This window comes from Flavobacterium sp. (assembly GCF_035292545.1).
In the GTDB taxonomy this organism is placed as follows: Bacteria; Bacteroidota; Bacteroidia; order Flavobacteriales; family Flavobacteriaceae; genus Flavobacterium.
Map to the genome: position 1 here is coordinate 1 of NZ_DATDPV010000004.1, position 20,921 is coordinate 20,921.

The window sequence follows — 20,921 nt, forward strand, 5'->3', positions numbered from 1 at the left end:
GTAGGTTTTTCCGGAACCTGCCGATGCGTCGTATATAGAGAAAGATGGTCTTTGCATTTTTATTTTTTAAATTTTATTCAACCTTTTGAGCGTTTAAAATCGGGAAGGGTTAGTTTGAAAACAGGAATTTTATTTTATTACAAAAGCCCTAGCCCCGATTACTTCACTTAACTTTTATTTTATTTGGAGTTCAGTGAACTTCGTTTGAAGTGAAAATCCTTTTTCTGGCTCCTTTAGCCAGGAAAAGATTGTAACGGAAAGCGGGAAACAGCTCCTGAAAATTATATAATTCACATATTTAATTAAATTATAACAAGGTACTATTTCAATTCCAAAGTTAAATGTTTAAATTTGAATATTATATTTATTAATCATTAAACAACTATATTATGGCTTTCGAATTACCACAATTACCTTATGCGCATGACGCATTGGAACCTCATATTGATGCGCGCACGATGGAAATTCATCACACAAAGCATCATAATGCCTATACGACCAACCTGAATGCTGCGATTGCAGGAACAGATATGGAAGGTAAGACGATTGAGAATATTTTGATTAATCTTGATATGAAAAACGCAGCTGTTCGTAACAATGGCGGTGGATTTTATAACCACAATTTGTATTGGACCGTAATGTCTCCAAACGGTGGCGGACTTCCAACTGGAGATTTGATGGAGGCTATCGAAAAAGATTTTGGAACTTTTGAGGAGTTTAAAGCTAAGTTCAGCAAAGCAGGAATTACGCAATTTGGTTCAGGTTGGGCTTGGCTTTGTGTACAAAAAGGCGGAAAACTAGACGTTTGCGGATCACCGAATCAGGATAATCCATTGATGCCCGGAGTAGGCTGTGGCGGAACGCCAATCTTAGGAATGGATGTTTGGGAGCATGCTTATTACTTGCATTATCAAAACAGAAGACCAGATTATGTTGAAGCTTTCTTTAATGTAATCAATTGGACGGAAGTGGCTAAAAGATTTGCTCTGGAGAAATAAAATTTTATTTTTTAAAAGCAAAAAAGCGTCGGGATAAAATCTCGACGCTTTTTTTATATTTTATTTTCTCTGACTTTATTTCAATAAAAAAGGTGGAATTTACTTCCACCTTTTTTGCCCCAAATCTACCATAAACTTAACCTACTAATGCTATGGTGAAACAAATTTATACTGAATGAATTGGTATAAAAAATATATTAGATGAATTGCTTAATAAAATCGATTAATTAAAAATCGGTGGTTGAAGGTTTCAAAATCAACAATTTTTACTGTTTTCTTGACTTTATTCCAATAAAAAAGGTGGAATTTTACTTCCACCCTTTTTGCCCCAAATCTACCATAAACTTAACCTACTAATGCTATGGTGGAACAAATCTATATTGAATGAAGTGCTATAAAAAATAAATTAGATGAATTGTTCGATAAAACCGATAAAATACACTTTTGTTACGATTCAATACGCTCTGGCGTCTTTTCCTTCATAGAAATTCATGAATGCTCTATTCACTACACGGTTTCCTCCAGGCGTTGGATAATCACCTGTAAAATACCAGTCCCCCAGATTTTTAGGGCACGCAATGTGCAGATTTTCAACCGTTTGAAAAATAATTTTCACTTCAGCATTTACAGAAACATCCGTAAGCATCACCGCTATTTTGTCTGAAATTTCTTGAGGTTGGAATGGCGCGTAAATTTCGGTCACATAATTAATGACATCGCTATCCTTTAGATTTTCCTGAGCTTTACATTTTTTATAAACTTCGTCAACGATGTGATACAAATTTCTTTCTTTTAATAGTTCTAATGCGGCTTGAAAAGCAACCAGTCCTTCTAATTTTGCCATATCGATTCCGTAACAATCCGGATAACGAATTTGTGGTGCCGATGAAACAACAATAATGCTTTTAGGTTTCAAACGGTCCATCATTTTGATGATGCTCATTTTTAGCGTTGTGCCTCGAACGATACTGTCATCGATGATCACTAAATTATCCGTTGGTTTTATCACCCCGTAAGTCACATCATAAATATGAGCAACCAAATCATTACGACTGCTGTCTTCGGTAATAAAAGTTCGCAGTTTGGCATCTTTAATTGCCACTTTTTCGGTTCTGATTTTCACAGAAAGTAATTCCTGTAACGTTTCTGTAGTTAAAGTGTCCTTATTTGCAAGAATGTAATTGTTTTTTCTTTGATTCAGAAAATCCTGCGCTGCTTCGACAATTCCGTAAAATGAAGTTTCGGCGGTATTTGGAATATAAGAGAAAACCGTATTATCTGTATCATTATCAATAGCATCCAGAACGGCTGGTAAAATCAATTTGCCTAAATTTTTTCGTTCTTGATAAATCTCTGCGTCACTTCCTCTGGAGAAATAAATCCTTTCGAAAGAACAGGCTTTTTTTACGGTTGGCGTGATGATTTCTTCTTCGGAAACTTTTCCGTTTTTCTTGATGATTAAAGCATTTCCGGGTTTTAGTTCCTGTACTTTTTCGAAATCGATGTTGAAAACCGTTTGTATCACAGGTCGTTCCGAAGCCACAACCACTATTTCATCATCCTGATAAAAATATGCTGGACGAATTCCTGCCGGATCTCTAAAAACAAAAGCATCTCCGTGTCCTAAAAGTCCCGCCATGGCATAACCGCCATCCCATTCCTTGGAAGCACGACGCAATATTTTTGCGATGTCTAGTTTTTCTGCGATTACTGGTGAAGCTTCTCTTTTTGACAAGCCGTTCATTTTGCATTCATGATACAAATCCGTCACTTCGTCATCAAGAAAATGCCCGATTTTTTCCATTACGGTGACCGTATCCGCCAACTCTTTTGGATGCTGACCGAGTTCAACCAGACTGTTGAAAAGTTCTTTTACATTGGTCATATTGAAATTCCCGGCAACAATTAAGTTTCGGTGCATCCAATTATTTTGACGTAAAAATGGGTGAACGCTTTCTATACTATTTTTTCCAAAAGTACCGTAACGAACGTGTCCTAAAAAAACTTCTCCGATGTACGGAATGTTTTTCTTTTGAAGTGCCACATTGTCAGCATATTCCGGATGTGAAGCCATTTCTTCGTTGATTCTTTCGTTGATTTGGGCAAAAACATCCTGAATCGCCTGAGGATCATTTGAACGCACACGGCTGATGTATCTTTCACCAGGTTCCATATCGAGTTTTATACTGGCGAAACCGGCTCCGTCCTGCCCACGGTTGTGTTGCTTTTCCATAAGGAGATACATTTTTTGTATCCCGTAGAAAGCGGTACCGTATTTCTCTTTATAAAATTCAAGCGGTTTTAGTAGTCTTAAATATGCTATTCCACATTCGTGTTTTATTGCATCGCTCATTGTGTAGTTGTTTGTAGTTGTTGTATTATTTCTCAACAATCATTCCACTGATTAAATTCGTGAAATTCGTGTCTGATTTTATTAATTGAAAAAGCCCCGTTTCCGAGGCTTCGCAATAAATTGCATTATAATGTAATTTCGAATTGTGTCAATGATTTGAATTGTTTCAATCTTTCAACAACTTCTTCGTTATCAAGGTCAATCATTCTCTCAGTCCCGAATTTTTCTACACAAAATGAAGCTAAATTTGAACCGTAAATAATCGCATTTTTCATGTTTTCAAAAGAGATATTTTCGCTTTGCGTAATAAATCCTGCAAATCCTCCTGCAAAAGTGTCTCCTGCTCCTGTTGGGTCAAAAACTTCTTCCAAAGGTAATGCCGGAGCAAAGAAAACGTCTTTGTTATGGAACAATAAGGCACCGTGTTCTCCTTTTTTAATCACCACATATTTTGGTCCCATGGTATGGATTTTTGCGGCAGCTTTCACTAACGAATATTCGCCAGAAAGTTGTCTTGCTTCTTCGTCGTTAATGGTAATTACGTCTATACGTTTGATTACGGCCAATAATTCAGGTAAAGCACAGTCCATCCAGAAATTCATCGTATCCAAAACCACTAATTTAGGCTGTGTTTCCATTTGGTCCAAAACACTGCTTTGTACCATTGGATGTAAGTTTCCTAACATTACTACATCAGCATTTTTGAAATTTTGAGGTACTTTTGGTTGAAAATCGGCCAATACATTCAATTGGGTATCCAAAGTATCTCTGGAATTCAAATCGTTATGGTAACGACCGCTCCAGAAAAATGTTTTCCCGCCTTTTACCACTTCAAGACCTGTTATATCAATATTTCTTGTAGTCAATAAATCTAAATATTCTTGTGGAAAATCATCACCAACAACAGAAACAATAGCAGATTCTAAATTAAAATGCGAGGCAGAAAGACCAATATAAGTTGCTGCACCACCTAAAATTTTATCTGTTTTCCCGAAAGGAGTTTCAATAGCGTCGAAAGCAACGGTTCCAACAATCAATAATTTATTCATATTCTGAGTTTCGAATTAAGGCGCAAAGATACTTCATAAGTTTGAAAGTTGCAAAGGGTCTTAATTGTAAAGTTTTGCCAAATTATCACCTTGAATTCTAATGTGTTATAATAATTTTTGCTCCTCTTTTTCATAGAAAGCATCGATAGACTGTTGTGGACTTTGCGAACCCATCACGGCCAGCACATCACATCTTTCATTTTGCGGATGGTTATTATGTCCTTTTATCCATTTAAAATCAACTTGATGTTTTCGGTATACTTTCAGAAATTTTGCCCATAAGTCGGGATTCTTTTTTCCGGCAAATCCTTTTTTCTCCCAGCCAAAAACCCAGCCTTTAAGCACTGAATCTACAACGTATTTTGAATCGGAAACAATAAGGACTTTGGTGTTTGGAACTTTTAATTTTTCGAGTCCCACGATTACAGCCAATAATTCCATTCTGTTGTTGGTTGTATGGCGAAACCCTTCGTAGAATTCTTTTCGATACGGTTTTCCAACCCATTCCATCACCACTCCGTAGCCGCCGGGACCTGGATTTCCTTTGGCAGCACCATCGGTATAAATATGTACGTCGTGAGAATTCAAAATTATGAGTTATGAGTTATGAGTTTTTCAATAACTTCCGGAAAGTGTTGGTGTTCCAGTTGGTGTACTTTTTCGGCTATTTCTTCGGGTGTTTCATTTCCGGCTAAAGTTACGGTTTTTTGAAAAATAACATTTCCTTCATCATAATGTTCGTTTACAAAATGAATAGAAATTCCGGTTTCTGTTTCTTTATTTTCGATGATGGCGCGATGCACATGCATTCCGTACATTCCTTTTCCTCCATATTTTGGCAAAAGTGCGGGATGTATGTTTATTATTTTATTAGGATAAGTCTGAATGATGTTTTGGGGGAATTTTAATAAAAATCCGGCAAGAACAATTAAATCGGGTTGAAAAGAGTTTAATTTTTGGAGTACTTTATCGGTAGAAAACTCCTCTTTTGAAAAAACTACTGTTGGAACATTCCATTTTTTAGCTTTGTCTAATACTTTAGCATTAGGATTGTTACAAAATACCGCAGCTACAGTTCCAATATTTTTTTTATTGAAATGTACTATAATATTTTCGGCATTAGTCCCCGTCCCTGAAGCAAACAATACTATCTTTTTCATTTATCCTGTGATTTTTATTACACAAAAAAAAGAATAATAAATGATAATAAATAGATTTAAGAAGTCTTTATTAAATAATTTTTTTAAATTCGTAGTCACATTTATTAACTAAAGCGTGGTTTTAAAATAAAGTTTTTTATTTTTGCCATCAATTAAATTTTAAAATTAAAGATTATGTCAGACATTGCATCAAGAGTTAAAGCGATTATCGTAGACAAATTAGGCGTTGACGAAAACGAAGTTGTTACAGAAGCAAGCTTCACGAATGATTTAGGAGCTGATTCATTAGACACTGTTGAGCTTATAATGGAGTTTGAAAAAGAATTTGATATCCAAATTCCAGACGACCAAGCTGAAAACATTGCTACTGTAGGTCAAGCGATTTCTTACATAGAAGAAGCTAAAAAATAATAAATTTTGCACCCGTAGGCATAATATGTCTACGGGTGTTATAATTTATTAAATTTAAAATCCCCGATTGTTCAATCAATCATTAAGATATTTTATTGTAATACCTATGTCTTTTTATGATTTTATACATAGAAGAAAGCATAGGTATTATTTGTTTACATTCATAACTATAAAATTATACGTATGGAATTAAGGCGAGTTGTAGTAACGGGTTTAGGTGCACTTACTCCTATTGGAAATAATATTCAGGACTTTTGGGACGGACTAATTAACGGTGTTAGTGGCGCTGCTCCAATTACCTATTTTGACTCTTCAAAATTTAAAACCCAATTTGCCTGCGAATTAAAAGGTTTTAATGTCGAAGAATTCATGGACAGAAAAGAAGCCAGAAAAATGGACCGTTATGCACAATATGCCATGGTTTCCTCAGACGAAGCGGTTCGTGATGCTAATTTCGATTTAGAAAAATTAGATAAAGACAGAATCGGTGTGATTTGGGGTTCAGGAATTGGCGGATTGGAAACTTTCCAAATCGAAATGCTTGAATATGCCAAAGGCGACGGAACACCTCGATTTAATCCTTTCTTTATTCCAAAAATGATTTCGGATATAGCTTCTGGGCATATTTCTATAAAATATGGTTTCAGAGGACCGAACTTTGCAACAGTTTCTGCTTGTGCATCCTCAACAAATGCCATCATTGATGCTTTCAATTATATTCGATTGGGTCATGCAGATGCCATGATAACCGGTGGTTCTGAAGCAGCGGTAACTATTGCAGGAATGGGCGGATTTAATGCTATGCACGCTTTATCCACCAGAAATGACGATCCAAAAACAGCCTCAAGACCAATGGACAAAGACCGTGACGGTTTTGTTTTAGGCGAAGGTGCCGGAGCTTTAGTTCTGGAAGAATATGAACATGCCATTGCCCGTGGTGCTACCATTTATTGTGAAATTGGCGGTGGCGGAATGTCAGCCGATGCACATCATATTACCGCACCACATCCGGAAGGATTAGGCGCAAAAAATGTAATGATTAACTGTTTGCGCGATGCAGGTTTAAAACCAACGGACGTTGACGGTGTGAATATGCACGGAACTTCAACTCCACTTGGCGATATGGCTGAAAGCAAAGCGATTCTTCATGTTTTTGGAGAACATGCTTATACGATGAATTTGAATTCGACTAAATCGATGACAGGACATTTATTAGGCGCTGCCGGAGCTGTGGAAACTATATCATCCATACTTTCATTAAAACACGGAATTGTTCCTCCAACCATTAATCATTTTACTAATGATGAAAGCATTGATAGTAAATTGAATTTTACTTTCAACAAAGCTCAAAAAAGAGACATGAAAGTGGTTATGAGTAATACCTTTGGTTTTGGCGGACACAATGCTTGTGTATTGGTTAAAAAATTAGAGCTTTAATTTTATTCTATGAGTATAATCAGAAAAATATTTCAAAAATCCCGCTCTCAGGAAGACGGGATTTTTTTTACTGATATTCAAAAAATACTTGGTTTCAAACCCATTACCATTAGTTATTACAAAAAAGCATTTACGCATCGTTCCTTAAGCAAGATCGACATTAAAGGAAATCCTGTTAACTACGAAAGATTGGAATTTCTTGGCGATGCTATGGTTAGTTCTGTAATCGCCGCACATCTTTTCAACAAAGCACCCGCGGGTGACGAAGGTTATTTAACAAAAATGCGTTCTAAAATTGTTAGCCGAGAGCATTTAAATGAATTGGGAAGAGATTTAAATTTAATTAAATTTATCGAAAGCAAAGTCCCTGTTCAGCATTTTGGAGAAAACATTCACGGAAATCTTTTTGAAGCTTTAGTCGGCGCTGTATTTCTTGACAGAGGTTATCCATATTGCGAAAAATTCATCCAAAAAAGAGTCATTATCCCTTATGTTGATATTGCCAAATTGGAAGGTAAAGTCATTAGCTATAAAAGCTTATTGATTGAATGGTGTCAAAAAGAGAAAAAAACGTTTCATTACGACGTTTATGAAGATAATGAAATTACTGGCGAACGTCTCTTTGGCGTAAAACTGAGTATTGATGGGAAAGTGATTGCAAAAGCGAGAGCTACTTCAAAAAAGAAAGCAGAAGAAAAAGCCTCTCAAAGAGCCTATTTTGCTTTTCAGGAAAAAATAGATAAAAAATAACTTATTTTTTTTCAAACTATATCGTTTTCGTTATTAAATTAACATAAACATCTTTGTTTTCTGAATTTTTGCTTACTTAGAAACAGTATATTTACAACTTAATTAAACAGGAATGGCGATCCATAAGTTGCATTTTGATGAATTTGACGAGGTTGATTATGAACTCATTGCCATTCATACCTCATTAGAAGATTATCGGTTAGCTTATTTTTTAAATCAGAAATTGCCAATCCTTTTAAGCAAAAGTGAAAACGAAATTCAGATTAATATCAAAGAAGGAGAAACCCATTTTTCGAGATATATTTTTGAAGATGCGGAAAAAGACATCTATTGGAATTTGATCCAAAACAAAAACGAAGTAACCATTCATAAAAAAGACAATAATCAAAATCTTTTTGCCAATACGAGTTTAGAAGTTTCCACCAAAGTATATCTTTTGCCCGAATTGAAGAAAGTAGATTATTTTCTGAAAATTGAAAATGCGGAAATAGCCCTGGAAGAAATAGTAAGTCACTTAAATACAATAGATCGAATATCGACTGTTTATGCCGTTGATAGCCATCAAATAAAATCAAAAAACAATTTAATTTTTTAATACCAATGCTAACAAACAAAAAAACTAAAATTGTAGCCACATTAGGACCAGCTTGCAGTACAAGAGAAGTCTTAAAAAAAATGATTGATGCCGGAGTAAATGTTTTCCGCGTAAATTTTTCGCATGCAGATTATCAAGATGTGAAATCAAAAATAGACCTGATTCGAAGTCTAAACGATGAATTTGGATATACCACCGCCATTCTTGGTGACTTACAGGGCCCAAAACTTCGTATAGGCGTGATGAAAGAAGATGTTGTGGTAAATCCTGGCGATATCATTACTTTTCAAACCTCAGAAGACGTTCCGGGAACAGCAGACCGGGTTTATATGAATTACAAAGAATTCCCAAGAGATGTAAATCCTGGTGAAAAAATTCTTCTTGACGATGGTAAATTAATGTTTGAAGCCCTAGAAACCAATAGAACTTCAGAGGTAGTTTGTGTCGTGATTCAAGGTGGCCCGTTGAAATCCAAAAAAGGAGTCAATCTTCCGAACACTAAAGTTTCTTTACCTGCCTTGACAGAAAAAGACATAAAAGATGCGATTTTTGCTATTGAACAAAAAGTAGATTGGATAGCCCTTTCTTTCGTGAGAACGGCTGAAGATTTAATAGAATTACAAGAATTGATTGCCGAACATTCTGATCATAAAATTCCGATTATAGCCAAAATTGAAAAACCTGAAGGGGTTGAAAATATTGATAAAATCATTGCCCATTGTGATGGTCTGATGGTTGCCCGTGGCGATCTTGGTGTAGAAGTCCCTGCGCATGAAGTGCCATTAATCCAGAAAAAACTGGTTCACCGAGCAAAAACGGCTCGTATTCCTGTAATTATTGCCACCCAGATGATGGAAACGATGATTACCAGCCTAACGCCAACCCGTGCCGAAGTAAACGACGTGGCCAACTCCGTAATGGATGGTGCTGATGCCGTAATGCTTTCCGGAGAAACTTCTGTTGGTAATTATCCCGTTCAGGTTATCGAAAAAATGACCCAGATTATTGAAGCTGTTGAAGATTCTCCGCTTATTCTGGTACCACAAAACACGCCACAGATTAAAACAAACCGATACATAACAAAAACGATTTGTCATCATGCCGCGCAAATGGCTAATGTGATTAAAGCAAAAGCGATTTGTACTTTGACAAACAGTGGTTATACTGCTTTTCAAATCTCGGCCTGGAGGCCTCACGCGCACATTTTAGTGTTCACGTCAAACAAAAGGATATTGACACAACTGAATTTGCTTTGGGGCGTTAAATCGTACTATTACGATAAATTCGAAAGCACTGATGATACGATTGCCGATGTGAATCAAATTGCAAAGGACAAAGGATGCGTGATAAAAGGCGATATGTTAATCAATCTTGCTGCTATGCCAATTTCTGACAAAGGAATGGTAAACACGTTAAGAGTTTCAGAAATAGAATGATTTTTTGAATTTTCTATACAAATCCGATGAGCAATTGTCGGATTTTTTTGTTTCTAAAAATCAAATTTCAACTGAACCACAATGGTTTTTTTGATTTCTGTATTTAAATTACTCAACGAAATACCGAGTAATCGGACGGAGTCTTTCATCCGTTCCTGATACAATAATTCTTTGACAGTTTCAAACAATAACGCTTTATCGGAAATAAAATAAGGCAGTGTTTTACTTCTTGTATGTTGTGTAAAATCGCTGTATTTGATTTTCAAAGTAACCGTTTTTCCGGCTATATTGTATTTTTTTAGTCTTCGCTCCAGTTGAATAGCAATTATTTCCAATCTTTCGAGCATAAAGATTTCAGAAGATAGATTTTCATCAAAAGTGTGTTCTGCCGCAACTGATTTTGTAATTCTATTTGATTTTACTTCACTATTGTGAATCCCACGCACCACATGATAATAGAAGTTCCCTGACTTCCCAAAATGTTTTTCTAAAAATTCCAGTGATTTGCTTTTTAAATCCATTCCTGTAAAAATGCCAAGTTGGTACATTTTTTCGGTGGTAACTTTCCCTACCCCGTAAAATTTTCTGATTGGTAATTCTTCCAAAAACGTCAAAACTTCATCAGGATTGACCGTTTTTTGACCATTGGGTTTATTGATATCGCTCGCTACTTTGGCAATAAATTTATTGACTGAAATACCCGCAGAAGCCGTTAACCCAACTTCATTTAGAATACGAAGCCTGATTTCCTGTGCAATTAGTGAAGCGCTGGGATTTCCTTTTTTGTTTTGAGTGACATCGAGATAAGCTTCATCTAATGAAAGCGGTTCTACCAAATCTGTATAATCATTAAATATCTTCCGGATTTTGTTTGATATTTCTTTATACCGGTCAAATCTTGGTTTAACAAAAATTAATTCCGGGCAATATTTCTTAGCCAAAACACCACTTATGGCACTTCGAACCCCAAATTTTCTGGCTTCATAGCTGGCTGCTGCAACGACACCTCTAATCTCGTTTCCGCCTACAGCAACTGGTTTTCCTCGCAAAGCAGGATTGTCCATTTGTTCTACAGAGGCATAAAATGCATCCATATCAACATGAATAATTTTTCTATTTGGACGTGGCTCCTGCATTTTACATTCTAAAAAATTTTATTTTTCAGTATCAGAACTCAGATAATTTTCAACCACAGCTGATTTCTGTTTCTTTTCTGTTGGAAAAAAGAAACTTATGGGTCTTGATTTAAAATGATTCCAAATCGAAATCGTAACAAATCGCAACTCATATAGCGAAGTTGCCCGGGATCGAAAGGCCAAACCCAATGATAAACTAAAACTTACCATAAAATTGACTAACCCGATGATCCCGATTCCGAAAATTCCCCAATACAACATCGTATTGCTAACTTCGTAATTTGCTCCGTATAAAGCTAAAGCCAAGTTTCCGCTGGCAAAAGTAATGTGTCGTATGTCTAAATTCAATCCTAAAAACAAACCTATAGAAACCGTGCTTCCCATGAAAATACCAAACCAGAAATTAGAGATGATACCGGCCCATCTTTTTTCATATAAATTTGCCAATTTCAAAGTACGGACTTTTCCCAATCTCTTTTTCAACAAAGGATGTTCGGCAATCCTAAAATGCACCTGATTGTGTTTGTCTCTGTTGGAAACGCTTCCAGATATGATTCCGGATAAAAATAGAAAAACTCCGGCAATAGCGGCATGAAATATAGCCAGCGAATGAATCGGACTCAAATCGGTCAGCAGCGTTTTCCATTTGGCTGCGGCAATATTATAATCGAAAGCGTAATCAATAAGCCAGATTCCTAATAATGAAACAGGAAAAGCCATAATCACATTGCCAACAAAAGCAATGAATTGCGAACGAAAAACCCGTGCAAAAAGAATAGCAAAAGCATCATATTTTTCCGAATCCTTTCCTTGTTTTTGGGCTCCTTCCTCTAAAGCTTTAATCAATGCTGAAGCAGTCATCGCCGGTTGTTTCGTTGCCAAAGTAAACCCTAAAATATAAATAGCGATAAATCCAAAAGCATAATTCATACTATAATAGAAAGCATGTCCAAAAAAACTCGCCTCTACTTTCGAAAGCAGCACTTTTATAATACACATGATTCCCACCACAAGTCCTCCACCGAGTGCGGTGCGAAACATTTTAATATATTCTTTTCGACTTTCTGTAATGTAATGTTCTCCCGTTTTTGCGGTATGTTGCGTAATTTCATAGGAAATCAACTGGGTGCTTTCTGCTATGAATTTTCGAATATTGTTTTTGTAACAGTTGTATTTGATTAATTTCAAAGCCAATTCAATTCCATTGCTTTTTTTATCGCTGGTATTTTCAATTACTAATAACGGAATCAAAACTTTCAATCGTTCTAATTGTTGTCTTATTTTTAATAAATTCTGGTTGACTCGAAGTGAAATCCCGTATTTTGAGCTGTTGCTAAAGGCTTTATCCACATACTCTTCACATTGCTTGTGCAAGACCAAAACTTGCCTGTACGATAAATCATCCGAAGAAATATAATGATTTTCTGATTTTCTGATTTTGTCGTGAATTCTGAATAGTTCTTTCTCAAAAGCTGAAAATGGGCTTTCATAATCATCAAATTCAGGCACCATTTTGATAACGTCAGTTTCCATGGCACGGCCACTAATTCTTTGCGTAATCAGCGACATGGCAATCAATAATTCCGACAAACTGGAATAAGGTTCCGTGGTTTCATATATCGATTTAAACTTCAAAATGTTATATAACTCTTCCAGTTGACGCAACGGGATTTTATTAATCCAAACAATATCGTTGTCCAAATAAAATACCTGATTCAGGACATATTCTAAAGTATCTTTTTGAGACTGATAGGGCAAAATTTTAGCGGAAATCCTTTTTTTTACTTCAAAAATAAAATCTACATCTTGTAAAATAGCGGCATCTGAAAGGATTTTATTGAATTTTTTATCTTTTAAGATTTCTTTGATATAAATAGAAAGTTGGTGTCGGCAGGAATGATTCACATTTAGAAATGAAATTATTTCCTGTAAATCAACTGTCTCGACTTTCTTTGGCTTCGAAGGTCGAATCAATCGTATAAATTTAACTAATACTTCTAAATCATCTTCCTTATTTCGCCAAGACTGCTTTTCATCACAATAATTGGCGATGAATTCGGTTGGTGTTTGCTTTGATTTTGATTTCAATTTGGAAAATAACTTCATTCTTTTATATCAATTTTTGTAAAAATACAAATTGGTGCGTCAATTTATATTAACTTACTCACAAAATAACTGAATTTAAAATGATAGAAATAGAACGAAAATTTCTTGTAACCTCCGAAGAATTTAAAGCTGATGCCTTTACCAGTCATGAAATTGCTCAGGGCTATTTAAATTCAAATCCAGAGCGAACAGTTCGTGTAAGAATCAAGGGCGAAAAAGGTTTTTTGACCATAAAGGGAAAAGGAAACGCATCGGGAATGTCAAGATTTGAATGGGAAAAAGAAATCCCTGTTGACGAAGCGAGACAACTGTTGCATTTATGTGAAAATGGTGTCATTGAGAAAACCCGTTTTGAAATAAAAATAGGCAATCACACCTTTGAAGTTGATGAATTTTATGGTGACAACCTGGGTTTGGTTGTTGCTGAAATAGAACTTGGCTCTGAGTCCGAAAGTTTTGAAAAACCGCTTTGGTTGGGCCAGGAAGTTACAAATGACGAACGGTATTATAATGCGTATTTAAGTCAGAATCCTTATAAAAATTGGAAAAAATAGAACTTTTTCTTAATCCACCACCAATTCTATTGTAACAATCACGGCTCCGTTGCCCTTGTGTGAAGCAATGTCCATGAAGGCTCGTTTGGACAAATCAATTTCTCTCCCTTTAATAAATGGCCCTCTGTCGGTAACTTTTACGATTACCCATTTACCGTTTGTTTCGTTGGTAACTTTTAGTTTTGTTCCGAAAGGAAATTTTCTATGGGCAGCCGTATATTTGTTGTTGTCAAACTTTTCTCCGCTGGAGGTTCTTCTTCCGTTAAATTTATCTGCATAATAAGAGGCATGCGCCTTCTTTCTATATACTAAAAGCTTTACATTTTTAAGATTCCCAAGACTATCCACGGTGACCATCTTGTTTTTGAAAGTATCCTGAGGCGTTCTTCCTTGTTGAAGTTGGTTAAAATGTCTGGCTTTAAAAGAAAATCCTGTCGAAAAAATTACAGCAATTATTATCAATAACAGCTTTGTAGTTTTATGTTTCATAATAAATATTTTATTGCGGAATTATTCATTTTACAAATACCATACCCAAATGAAAAAAAGTCCTGAAAACAGGACTTTTTATATTTTTAGAACCATAATTTCCATGGAATTCTACTTAGAATCAGAAGCAATCCCAAACCATAATAAATGGAAAATGTTTTGAATTTTGATTCACTTGTGATTAATTTTTTATGTTTTACCCATCCTATTGTTATTAATGCTATTGCAATAATATTAACCAATGGATGCTCCAGTGCCAACAACCTGCTTTCGGTGGTTAATCCGCCCATTCCGGATAATTTTATCATGTTCAATCCGTTCGGAGAAACAAAATATAGAATCAGACCAATCAATAATTGGGTGTGGGTTCCTATTAAACCAAATAGGGCAATTTTTCGATCTTTGAAGGTAAATTCTTTTTTGGAAGACATTCCCATGATTGAATTGACAACAGCAACTACAAGTAATAAAAGAGCAAGGTAAGCAAAGCCAGAGTGCGCTTTTTGGATAAATTCGTACATAGTTTAAGTTTTATTAAAATCAAATATAAGAAAAAAAGCATAAAAAAAACCTCGCATTCCTGCGAGGTTTTCTATTTTTAACAATTACAAATTAGAAATTGTATCGTAATGAAACATTCCAGGTTCTGCCGAAACCGAAGTAACCTTGGTTACCATCTGCAATTCCTTTATAAACTCTTCCGTTAGATTCATAAGTTCCTAAAGCAGCATTAGAACTACTAATGTTGTCTGTCGGTTTTACGGTACTTGTAAGTTCTGACAAATATACTTCGTCAAAAACATTATTTACATTGATGCGGAACAATACAGAGTTCATATTGTTTTTCCCTACTAACATTTTATAAGAGATTCCTGCATCTGTTAAATCATAAGATGGCAATTCTAAATTCTCTTTCACCGCACCTACATTAGAATATAATTTGTCATAATTTCTCCAGTCAGCATCTATTGAAAAACGTTCGAATATTTCATATTTAAATCCTAAACCATAAGTTATTTGAGCTGCATCACCTACTTTACCACCATCAACATCATCATTTGTTTCAAGTAAAAAATTTAAATCTTCATCTCTTTGAGTATTTACAACACTTCCTTTATATTGCCAATCACCAATTGAACCAAATCCTCTTAGATCTAATTTATTTGTTGGTTTAGCTACAAAGTCTAACTCAAGTCCCATATGAACCTGTTCTACACCTTGGTTTGTTTTGTATACAATACTTCCTGCAGGAAGAAGTGTAGTTCCAATCGTTTCTCCGGCTGCCAAAGTTACTGCTCTACTGCTTGTAATTACCCTGTCTTTCCAAGAAGTTCTGTAACCGTTTAAACTAGTAGTAAAAAATTTTGATTTGAAAGTATAACCTGCTTCTAATCCTAATACTTTTTCATTTTTTGTCAATGGATTAACCGCATTGGTAAAATTCAAATAAATATTATCATGGTATGGCTGACGGGAATAATACCCTGAATTCACATAAAAAGAGTTGTTTTCATTAATAGCTAAGCTACCACCGGCTTTCACATTATATCCTATATTATTTACTTTTTCAGAATCTTTAAATTCTGGCATATAATCATAGGTATCAAATCTTTGGTGTGACTGATTAGAAACTGCCCCTTGGAAGAAAGCTGATAAATTTTTATTGCTATATTCTAATTGACCAAAGACACCTCCGTAAGAAATAGTTTCGCTATAATCGTAATCGATTTTTTGGTTATCCGGAACACTATTAAACATCGCATTCCAAGGATTCGTGTTTTGATGATCTGTTACCGTATTAGAAACATTGGCAGAAACCGGCAAATGCGAGTTGTCTCTTAATTTTCTGCTTTCGGTCCAGCTTTGTAATCCAAGAAAATTAGCTACTTGTCGGTAATGCGTCCCTTTATAGGTTCTTAAGTCAAGTCCAACATTTAGGGTTAGATTCTCGGTTAACTCATTTTTAAGGTTTGAAACCAATCCATACCATTCATGGTTATTCATTGATGATCTGATTACATAGTTATTGGCATTTGTTCCATCACCATTAACTGCATTTTGATTGTTCGCATAAATAGCATCAAAATCAATATATGTTTTATCGGCTACTTCACCTGTTATAGGGTTGTTGGCTGTTTTATTGAATTTTTTTGATCCATAATTTCCGGTTCCTCCACCTCTACCCCAAGAGGCATAGACTACCGTCGATAATTCAGTTTTATCATTTATACTGTAATCCCAGTTAAGGTTAGCTACAGGTTTGTGATAAAAATTTGTTCTCTCGGACAAATATTTCCCATTTAAAGTTCCCCAGTTATTATTGTATTTTCTTCCATAAGCTAAATAATCAGACAATGGCTTGGTAAAGTTTTGGTCATGTGATTGTGGTGCACCAGTAAGCAAGAAATTGAAGTTGTGTTTTTCGTTTGGCTTGTATCCAAATGAGATGAAATAATTTTGTCCCTCTCCTTTTGTACCTTCATTGTAACCATCACCTTGCCAGTGTGTAAACATCACACTAGTTCCCCAGCCACTTTTGCTCATTCCTGTATTGTAGGCTGCAGTAGATTTGAAATAATCATCATTTGCAATACCAAAAGAGGTAAAACCACCTTCTTTTTTATCCGTTGCTTTGGTAATAAAGTTAACCGTTCCTCCTACAGAAGATATTGCTAATTTAGAAGAACCTAAACCTCTTTGAATTTGGATTACATTGGCTATGTCAGACATCCCAGACCAGTTAGACCAATACATTTTACCATCTTCCATTCCGTTAATTGGCTGGCCATTAAGTAAAAATGCGGTGTTATCCTGTTGAAATCCTCTCACGCTAATTCTAGAATCGCCAAAACCACCAGCTTGTCCTGCAACATATACCGAAGGCGTATTCACAAGTGTTTGGGTGATATCCGCTGTTCCTATTTTAGCTTGAATATCCGTTGCTTTTATAGTTGAAACAGCGATAGGCGTTTTTCTATCCTTTGCCATATCAATAATTCCTCTTCCTACAACTACAATTTCTTCTAATTCGTTAGAGTCTCCGATTAATTTTATTGTTCCTAAATCCACTGTTTCCCCGTTTTTAACCGAAAAACTGATTGTTGTTGAAGCATAACCAATATAAGAAATTACTATTTGACCAGATGTTGCGGTTGTAGTCAAAGTAAATTTTCCGTCAAAATCTGTAGAAGAACCGGTAGTTGTTCCTTTTATTAAAACATTCACACCTGGTATAGCACCATTAAGCTCATTATCGACAACTGTTCCTTTGATTTTTCCTTGTGAAAACATTACTGTTGTCATCAAAAGAAACAATCCTGAGAGTAAATTGCTTTTGAAATTTTTCATTTTGTTGTTGGTTTAAAAATTTTGTGCAAAACTCCAAAATAAAAGCCTAAAATATGTTAAGCAAATGTTAAGAAAAGATTTTTTATTGCACAATAATCAGTTTAAGACCATTTGCTTTGAATAATTTTAAAGAATCAATTGGTTTTTTAAAATTTTACGAAAAACCCAACTTATTCAAAATGAGGTTGCTTACTTAGAATTATTTGCTTTTCAGAAAATAATTCAGCAAGAATTCTGTAGAATTGTCGTGTTTTTTTACAGCACCAGATTGAATTTCATCAAGAATGGAATTGGCTAATTGTTTCCCCAATTCAACTCCCCATTGGTCATAACTGAAAATATTCCAAATTATCCCTTGAACAAAAATCTTATGTTCATACAAAGCGACCAAAGAGCCTAATGTTTCCGGGGTTAATTTTTTAATTAAAATGGTATTCGTTGGCTTGTTACCTTCAAACACTTTAAAAGGAGTAAGAAAGTTCGCTTTTTCAGCAGAAATTCCCTGCTGCTGGAACTCTTTTTTAACTTGATTTTCCGATTTTCCGTTTAATAATGCTTCCGTTTGCGCGAAAAAATTCGACATCAATTTATTATGATGATCTTCATTTCCATGAAGTGAATGCACAAATCCGATGAAATCTGTCGGAATTAACTTTGTTCCCTGATGAATCAATTGAAAAAAAGCATGTTGCGAATTGGTTCCTGGTTCTCCCCAAATAATAGTTCCGGTTTGGTAATTCACAGGCTTCCCGTCACGACCGACACTTTTTCCGTTGCTTTCCATAATACCCTGTTGAAGATAGGGCGCCAGTTTCTGTAAATATTGTGTGTATGGAATCAATGCTTCGCTTTCCGATCCAAAAAAGTTATTGTACCAAATGCTTAGCAATGCTAAAACAACTGGAATATTTTTATCAAAATCAGCAGTTTTGAAATGTTCATCCATTTCATTTGCGCCTTTTAATAATTTGTTGAAATTGTCATACCCAACGGCTAAACTGATTGATAATCCAACCGCGCTCCAAAGAGAAAAACGGCCGCCAACCCAGTCCCACATAGGGAAAATATTATTTTCGTCAATACCGAAACCTTTAACTTTTTCGACATTGGTAGAAACCGCAACAAAATGTCTGGCTACATCGTTTTGTGAAGCCGATTGCAAAAACCAATTTCTGATAGTCTCTGAATTGGTCAGTGTTTCTTGTGTCGTAAATGTTTTGGAAACAATAACAAAAAGTGTGGTTTCCGGATTGATTTTTTTAAGCAGTTCATTTACATGATCTCCGTCAATATTGGATACAAAATGAAGGTTCAGATGGTTTTTATAAAACTGTAATGCTTCTACAACCATTGCCGGACCCAAATCAGAACCGCCAATTCCAATGTTGACAACATCGGTAAAGGTTTTTCCTGTAAATCCTTTTCTGCCACCATTTAGGATTTCGTCAGTAAAGGTTTTCATTTTACCTTTTACTTCAAAAATTTCCGGAATAATATTTTGTCCATCAACCTTTACAATAGTGTTTTGGGGCGCACGTAAAGCAGTATGAAGTACCGCTCTGTTTTCGGTTTCATTGATGATATCGCCTTCGAAATAGCTGGATATTGCGGTTTTTAATTGTGCTTCATTAGCCAAAGACAATAATAAATCCATTGTTTCCTGAGTTATTCTGTTTTTAGAATAATCAACCAGAAAGTCATTCCACTGCAAACGAAATTTTTCGGCTCTGGAACCGTCATTTGTAAACATTTCACTCATGGAAACATCTTTCATTGCTGCAAAATGTTTCTGAAGATTTTTCCAAACTTGTGTTTCGGAAGGATTTATTTTTTCTAAAGCCATTATTTTGTGAATTTTAACTTTGCTACACTATCCAATTCTCTTTTAAGCGGACTCATTTGAGCCATAAATCTTGGTAAATTTCTATTATCCATAGGTTCTGAATTCGGTAATTTTAGTCTTAAAGCATCCACTTGAACGCCATTTTTCCAAAAACGATAACATACGTGTGGTCCCGTGGCAAGTCCTGTGCTACCTACTTTCCCAATAACATCCCCCTGATTGACCCGTTGTCCTCTTCGAACCAAAATTTTTGACATGTGTAAATATTGAGTTGAATAGGTTCGGCTGTGTTTTACTTTGACAAAATTTCCATTTCCGGCGGTAAAACCGGTCTGTTCTACGACTCCGGAAGCGGTTGTCATAATTGGCGCTCCTTTTGGCGCAGCATAATCGGTGCCTTTATGTGCTTTCCAGATTCGTTGTACGGGATGAAATCGATTTTTTGCATATCTTGAAGTGATATGGGCAAATTTTAAAGGTGCTTTTAAGAAAAAATTCTTGAGCGCTTTTCCTTCTTCATCATAATAATCCAATTTTCCTGATTTTTCATTTTGAGCAAAGGGAAAAGCATAGATTATTTTTCCTTTATATTCGAAAAAAGCAGATTCCAGATTTTCAACTCCGTCATAAATACTGTCATTAATAAATCTTTCTGTAAAAGTGATGGCAAATTTATCGCCCTTTTTTAATTTAAAAAAATCAATTGACCATGCATAGACTTTAGAAATTTTGCTGGCTAATGCACCTTCGACTTTTTCTTTTTCGAGTGTTTCGGACAAAGATCCATCTAATTTTCCTGCAATAGTTCGTCGTTTGATGGTAACTGGTTTTGTGGTTTTATAAACCACTATGGAATCCCTCAAATCAATAACATAATAGCTTAATCGATCGGGTTGATAGACAAACACCTGAAGTTTTTTTGCTTTGTCCTTAGAGCGAAGCATGGTGTAGGGTTTTCCTTTTCTTATGATTCTGACATCAAAAGTATCTTTAACTTTTTTAACAATTTCATGAACCCATTTGTCCCCCAGATTTTGTTTTTGGATAATGGTTCCAAAAGTATCTCCGGCGACGATGGTATCGTTTATTACATCGAAATCATTGAGTTTAAATCCAAATTCCACAACAACTGGAATTGGAATTGATTTTTCAACCTTAACAACTTTGTCTTTTTCGGATTTGTTACAAGATACTAGTGAAAGAAGTAGTAATATGATTAGTGTTACTTTTTTCAAACTTTTTATTTTATGCTATTA

The 20,921-nt window shown here is 35.3% G+C and carries 18 protein-coding genes; 7 read left to right on the plus strand and 11 right to left on the minus strand.

What is annotated here, in order from left to right; all coding sequences use genetic code 11:
* The first annotated feature begins 389 nt into the window (after positions 1-389).
* Complete coding sequence (locus VI621_RS00535) at positions 390-998, plus strand: superoxide dismutase (RefSeq protein ID WP_324216437.1); 609 nt, start codon at positions 390-392, stop codon at positions 996-998.
* A 454-nt stretch (positions 999-1,452) separates the two neighbouring features.
* Here VI621_RS00535 and VI621_RS00540 read toward each other — a convergent pair whose 3' ends face one another.
* The 4 genes from VI621_RS00540 to purN form a co-directional block, all read right to left on the minus strand.
* On the minus strand, positions 1,453-3,351 hold the full coding sequence (locus VI621_RS00540) for an amidophosphoribosyltransferase (RefSeq protein ID WP_324216438.1): 1,899 nt from the start codon (positions 3,349-3,351) through the stop codon (positions 1,453-1,455).
* A 125-nt stretch (positions 3,352-3,476) separates the two neighbouring features.
* Positions 3,477-4,400 carry a PfkB family carbohydrate kinase gene (locus VI621_RS00545; protein WP_324216439.1) on the minus strand — a complete coding sequence of 308 codons (924 nt, stop codon included), beginning with the start codon at positions 4,398-4,400 and terminating at the stop codon, positions 3,477-3,479.
* A 105-nt stretch (positions 4,401-4,505) separates the two neighbouring features.
* Positions 4,506-4,988, minus strand: a complete 483-nt coding sequence (gene rnhA / locus VI621_RS00550) for a ribonuclease HI (RefSeq protein ID WP_324216440.1) — start codon at positions 4,986-4,988, stop codon at positions 4,506-4,508.
* 2 nt (positions 4,989-4,990) lie between these two features.
* The gene (gene purN, locus VI621_RS00555) at positions 4,991-5,560 is read right to left on the minus strand and encodes a phosphoribosylglycinamide formyltransferase (RefSeq protein ID WP_324216441.1); all 570 of its coding nucleotides are present in this window, start codon (positions 5,558-5,560) and stop codon (positions 4,991-4,993) included.
* 174 nt (positions 5,561-5,734) lie between these two features.
* On the opposite strand from purN, the gene VI621_RS00560 reads away from it, so the two are divergent.
* The 5 genes from VI621_RS00560 to pyk all read left to right on the plus strand — a co-directional run bounded on the left by VI621_RS00560 (position 5,735) and on the right by pyk (position 10,189).
* A complete protein-coding gene (locus VI621_RS00560; RefSeq protein ID WP_007137004.1) occupies positions 5,735-5,971 on the plus strand; it encodes an acyl carrier protein in 237 nt (78 codons plus the stop codon).
* Between the two features lie 183 nt (positions 5,972-6,154).
* A complete protein-coding gene (gene fabF, locus VI621_RS00565) occupies positions 6,155-7,408 on the plus strand; it encodes a beta-ketoacyl-ACP synthase II (RefSeq protein ID WP_324216442.1) in 1,254 nt (417 codons plus the stop codon).
* Between the two features lie 9 nt (positions 7,409-7,417).
* A complete protein-coding gene (gene rnc / locus VI621_RS00570) occupies positions 7,418-8,158 on the plus strand; it encodes a ribonuclease III (RefSeq protein WP_324216443.1) in 741 nt (246 codons plus the stop codon).
* Positions 8,159-8,270: 112 nt separating this feature from the next.
* Complete coding sequence (locus tag VI621_RS00575; RefSeq protein ID WP_324216444.1) at positions 8,271-8,753, plus strand: IPExxxVDY family protein; 483 nt, start codon at positions 8,271-8,273, stop codon at positions 8,751-8,753.
* A 5-nt stretch (positions 8,754-8,758) separates the two neighbouring features.
* Positions 8,759-10,189, plus strand: a complete 1,431-nt coding sequence (gene pyk / locus VI621_RS00580; protein ID WP_324216445.1) for a pyruvate kinase — start codon at positions 8,759-8,761, stop codon at positions 10,187-10,189.
* A 53-nt stretch (positions 10,190-10,242) separates the two neighbouring features.
* Here pyk and dinB read toward each other — a convergent pair whose 3' ends face one another.
* Both dinB and VI621_RS00590 read right to left on the minus strand, forming a co-directional pair.
* Complete coding sequence (dinB, locus tag VI621_RS00585) at positions 10,243-11,325, minus strand: DNA polymerase IV (RefSeq protein WP_324216446.1); 1,083 nt, start codon at positions 11,323-11,325, stop codon at positions 10,243-10,245.
* An 18-nt stretch (positions 11,326-11,343) separates the two neighbouring features.
* Complete coding sequence (locus VI621_RS00590; protein ID WP_324216447.1) at positions 11,344-13,431, minus strand: recombinase; 2,088 nt, start codon at positions 13,429-13,431, stop codon at positions 11,344-11,346.
* A gap of 80 nt (positions 13,432-13,511) precedes the next feature.
* On the opposite strand from VI621_RS00590, the gene VI621_RS00595 reads away from it, so the two are divergent.
* Positions 13,512-13,985 carry a CYTH domain-containing protein gene (locus tag VI621_RS00595; RefSeq protein WP_324216448.1) on the plus strand — a complete coding sequence of 158 codons (474 nt, stop codon included), beginning with the start codon at positions 13,512-13,514 and terminating at the stop codon, positions 13,983-13,985.
* 9 nt (positions 13,986-13,994) lie between these two features.
* Here VI621_RS00595 and VI621_RS00600 read toward each other — a convergent pair whose 3' ends face one another.
* From VI621_RS00600 to VI621_RS00620, 5 genes are all read right to left on the minus strand, one after another.
* On the minus strand, positions 13,995-14,474 hold the full coding sequence (locus VI621_RS00600; RefSeq protein ID WP_324216449.1) for a septal ring lytic transglycosylase RlpA family protein: 480 nt from the start codon (positions 14,472-14,474) through the stop codon (positions 13,995-13,997).
* Positions 14,475-14,560: 86 nt separating this feature from the next.
* Positions 14,561-14,995, minus strand: a complete 435-nt coding sequence (locus VI621_RS00605) for a hypothetical protein (protein ID WP_324216450.1) — start codon at positions 14,993-14,995, stop codon at positions 14,561-14,563.
* A 91-nt stretch (positions 14,996-15,086) separates the two neighbouring features.
* Positions 15,087-17,822: a TonB-dependent receptor gene (locus tag VI621_RS00610; protein ID WP_324216451.1), complete on the minus strand. Its 2,736-nt coding sequence runs from the start codon at positions 17,820-17,822 to the stop codon at positions 15,087-15,089.
* Positions 17,823-18,021: 199 nt separating this feature from the next.
* A complete protein-coding gene (gene pgi / locus VI621_RS00615) occupies positions 18,022-19,665 on the minus strand; it encodes a glucose-6-phosphate isomerase (RefSeq protein WP_324216452.1) in 1,644 nt (547 codons plus the stop codon).
* Positions 19,665-20,900, minus strand: a complete 1,236-nt coding sequence (locus tag VI621_RS00620; RefSeq protein ID WP_324216453.1) for a peptidoglycan DD-metalloendopeptidase family protein — start codon at positions 20,898-20,900, stop codon at positions 19,665-19,667. The genes pgi and VI621_RS00620 overlap by 1 nt, the downstream gene beginning before the upstream one ends.
* Between the last annotated feature and the right edge of the window lie 21 nt (positions 20,901-20,921).

Bases quoted from the DNA above. Each gene is read 5' to 3' on its own strand.
- rnc (WP_324216443.1), top strand. From the start codon at position 7,418: ATGAGTATAATCAGAAAAATATTTCAAAAATCCCGCTCTCAGGAAGAC.
- VI621_RS00590 (WP_324216447.1), bottom strand. From the start codon at position 13,431: ATGAAGTTATTTTCCAAATTGAAATCAAAATCAAAGCAAACACCAACC.
- pgi (WP_324216452.1), bottom strand. From the start codon at position 19,665: ATGGCTTTAGAAAAAATAAATCCTTCCGAAACACAAGTTTGGAAAAAT.
- VI621_RS00595 (WP_324216448.1), top strand. From the start codon at position 13,512: ATGATAGAAATAGAACGAAAATTTCTTGTAACCTCCGAAGAATTTAAA.
- VI621_RS00540 (WP_324216438.1), bottom strand. From the start codon at position 3,351: ATGAGCGATGCAATAAAACACGAATGTGGAATAGCATATTTAAGACTA.
- dinB (WP_324216446.1), bottom strand. From the start codon at position 11,325: ATGCAGGAGCCACGTCCAAATAGAAAAATTATTCATGTTGATATGGAT.
- VI621_RS00600 (WP_324216449.1), bottom strand. From the start codon at position 14,474: ATGAAACATAAAACTACAAAGCTGTTATTGATAATAATTGCTGTAATT.
- VI621_RS00535 (WP_324216437.1), top strand. From the start codon at position 390: ATGGCTTTCGAATTACCACAATTACCTTATGCGCATGACGCATTGGAA.
- VI621_RS00560 (WP_007137004.1), top strand. From the start codon at position 5,735: ATGTCAGACATTGCATCAAGAGTTAAAGCGATTATCGTAGACAAATTA.
- fabF (WP_324216442.1), top strand. From the start codon at position 6,155: ATGGAATTAAGGCGAGTTGTAGTAACGGGTTTAGGTGCACTTACTCCT.
- pyk (WP_324216445.1), top strand. From the start codon at position 8,759: ATGCTAACAAACAAAAAAACTAAAATTGTAGCCACATTAGGACCAGCT.
- VI621_RS00605 (WP_324216450.1), bottom strand. From the start codon at position 14,995: ATGTACGAATTTATCCAAAAAGCGCACTCTGGCTTTGCTTACCTTGCT.
- VI621_RS00545 (WP_324216439.1), bottom strand. From the start codon at position 4,400: ATGAATAAATTATTGATTGTTGGAACCGTTGCTTTCGACGCTATTGAA.
- VI621_RS00610 (WP_324216451.1), bottom strand. From the start codon at position 17,822: ATGAAAAATTTCAAAAGCAATTTACTCTCAGGATTGTTTCTTTTGATG.
- purN (WP_324216441.1), bottom strand. From the start codon at position 5,560: ATGAAAAAGATAGTATTGTTTGCTTCAGGGACGGGGACTAATGCCGAA.
- VI621_RS00575 (WP_324216444.1), top strand. From the start codon at position 8,271: ATGGCGATCCATAAGTTGCATTTTGATGAATTTGACGAGGTTGATTAT.